This window comes from Pseudomonas triticifolii (assembly GCF_014358015.1).
GTDB lineage: Bacteria > Pseudomonadota > Gammaproteobacteria > Pseudomonadales > Pseudomonadaceae > Aquipseudomonas > Aquipseudomonas triticifolii.
Map to the genome: position 1 here is coordinate 1 of NZ_JACONV010000045.1, position 1,451 is coordinate 1,451.

Sequence of the window (1,451 nt, forward strand, 5' to 3'; positions counted from 1 at the left end):
TGATCTGCACCCCAAAAGTTGGACACCCATCTGACTTCTTGGGGTGTTTTTTCATGGGCAAGTACTCTACGCAGTTCAAAATCACAGCGGCCAAGGACTACATTGACGGCATCGAGGGATTTCGCAAGGTCGCCAAACGACATGCGATCGATGTCAGCCTGCTTCGACGCTGGGTCGCCACCTATCAGGCGCTGGGCGCTGCTGGACTTCGTTCTCGAGGGCACCATTACAGTGCTGCATTCAAGCTATCGGTCATCCAGTGTCGGTATGAACAGCAGCTCTCCCTACGAGCAGTCGCAGCCCGATTCGGCCTTGGCTATTCCTCCTGTGTGGGCATTTGGGAGCGCCAGTACTACAGTGGCGGTCTTTCAGCCCTTAGCGTATCCAAACGAACGAGGAGCGTTACTATGCCCAAGAAGCAATCCGCTCATGACGTCCACGCACAGGACGACGATTCGAAAAGCCTGGAACAGCTCAAGGCGGAGCTCGAATACCTGCGCATGGAGAATGCCTACCTAAAAAAGCTCGAAGAGGTGAAGAAGGCGCAGAGCCAGAGTCCCTGGCCAGGGAAAAAACGCTCACCGTAGTGGCGCTGAGGCCGGCATTCCCTCTGGAGGGCTTGCTGAAAGTGGCCAATCTGGCACGTAGCACGTTCTATTACCAACTTGGTGTGCTTCAAAGGCCCGACAAGCATGCTTCGCTGAAGGCGAAAATTCAGGCGCTCTATACCCTGCACGAGGGGCGGTTTGGCTATCGCCGTATTGCTTTAGAGCTGCAAAAAACAGAATCGGTCAGCGAAAAACTGGTTCAGCGCCTGATGGAAAAGCTTGGGCTGAAATCCCTGGTGCGCGTCAAGAAATACCGTTCTTATCGAGGGCTGGAAGGGCATATTGCACCCAACCTGCTGGAGCGCAATTTCCATGCACAACGACCTAACCAGAAATGGGTTACAGACGTCACCGAATTCAAGGTCGGATCACAAAAGCTCTATTTATCGCCTGTGATGGATTTGTACAACGGTGAAATCATGGCCTATCAAACCCAGACCCGGCCTAACTTCGCCTTGGTAACCGAGATGCTGGGCAGTGCCTTCAAGCGGCTGCAGGGCAATTCACCGCTTGTGCTGCACTCAGATCAGGGCTGGCACTATCAGCAACCTCGTTACCAAAAAGCGCTCAAGGAGCGAGGCATCAGGCAAAGCATGTCACGCAAGGGAAACTGCCTGGACAATGCCGCAATGGAAAGTTTTTTCGGGATACTGAAGTCCGAGTTTTTCTACCTCAAGCGCTTCCAGAATGTGGAGGAGCTGAGGACGGGGCTGGACGAGTACATCCGTTACTACAATCATGACCGGATAAAAGTGAAGCTTGGCGGATTGAGTCCTGTGGAGTTCAGGACTCGCTCGGTGGGCGTGTGGCAATAGACTGTCCAACTTTTTGGGGGCAGATCAG

At 53.5% G+C, this 1,451-nt stretch carries 1 protein-coding gene; it reads left to right on the top strand.

Translation table 11 applies throughout. The annotated features are described in order from the left end of the window. Positions 1-53: 53 nt before the first annotated feature. Positions 54-1,423, top strand: a protein-coding gene (locus H8S56_RS24395; protein WP_187520008.1) for an IS3 family transposase whose coding sequence is annotated in 2 segments (ribosomal slippage) — positions 54-524 and positions 527-1,423 — 1,368 coding nt in all. Because the reading frame shifts where the segments join, the coding sequence is not laid out codon by codon here. Positions 1,424-1,451 lie beyond the last annotated feature (28 nt).